This window comes from Lacicoccus qingdaonensis (assembly GCF_900101075.1).
GTDB lineage: Bacteria > Bacillota > Bacilli > Staphylococcales > Salinicoccaceae > Lacicoccus > Lacicoccus qingdaonensis.
This window is the reverse complement of record NZ_FNFY01000062.1, coordinates 1-1,243: the sequence shown is the minus strand read 5'-3', so window position 1 is coordinate 1,243 and position 1,243 is coordinate 1. Positions and strand designations below refer to the sequence as shown.

The following is a 1,243-nucleotide window of genomic DNA, read 5'->3' as shown; positions in this document are numbered from 1 at the left end:
TGGAAGCCAATGCGAACAAGTACACGTTCGTCTTCCGGAAACGGGTCGAAAAGAGTCAAGCGCGACTCCGGGCGCAATCGAAAGCGATGTACGAAACGATGTATGAAAAGCAGATCATTCCGGCACTGCTGGAAGAATCCGAATCACCGGTGACCGCTGAGGATTTACACACGATGCACCAGGCATTGACATCCATCGAGGATGAAATGACAGACACCATCGATGCGACGGAAGATGTCGCAGAGCGAAAAACCATCCGATCGGAACGGTCGATCATTCGAAAAACCAAGAAAAAATGTGCCGACTTGCGTGACCGTGAGTTAAAATACAACGCACAACTGGAGACACTGGGCGACCGGAACAGCTACTCGAAAACCGACACGGATGCCACGTTCATGCGGATGAAAGAGGATCATATGAAGAATGGTCAGTTGAAAGCCGGTTATAATCTGCAGATTGCGACCAACAATCAATTCGTGCTGGGATACGATCTCTATCCGAATCCGACCGACACCCGCACTTTGGCACCATTCCTGCATACGATGCTCGATACCTTTGAGCACTTGCCCGAAAAGATTGTCGGAGATTCCGGGTATGGCAGTGAGTTCAATTACGAAATGATCATGGATGACTATGAACGCACTGCGCTCATCCCTTACAACACATACTATAAAGAACAACAGAAAAAACATAAAAATGATGAAATGCATCCGGCCAACTGGCACTATGATGCAAAGAACGACCGCTACATTTGCCCGGACGGCCGCGAGATCCGGTTTAAACGATATACAAATCGAACGGATAAATATGGTTATACACGCGCATTCAAAATGTATGAATCTGTCGATTGTAGCGGATGCCCGCTGTATGACATGTGCATCAAGAGTGACAAACAAATCAATAAGCGCATTCAAAAGAATATGAACCTGGAATATTTCAAAGCCCAGGTTCAACGCCAGCTTTCAGTGAAAGAGAACCGAAGCATCTACCGACAACGAAAGGTCGATGTCGAAACGGTTTTCGGCAACTTGAAGGCGAATTTGTCGTTCCGCCGATTCTCGGTGCGGGGCGCACGCAAAGTCAAATTGGAAACCGGGCTGGCATTATTGGCCCTGAATCTAAGGAAGTTAAACGGAATGAAGCTGTCACATCTGAAAAATCACATAAAAAATGGCGATTCATCTCAATTAATCGATGAATCGCCATTTTTCTTAGTTTTCAGGAGCCTTTTTGTCCCAGCCCC

General features: G+C 46.7%; 1 protein-coding gene. It reads left to right on the top strand.

The genetic code is table 11. From position 1 onward, the window contains the following. Positions 1 to 86: 86 nt before the first annotated feature. Positions 87 to 1,243: transposase (locus BLR15_RS13785; RefSeq protein ID WP_092988379.1), on the top strand; the 1,157-nt coding region annotated here is incomplete at its 3' end.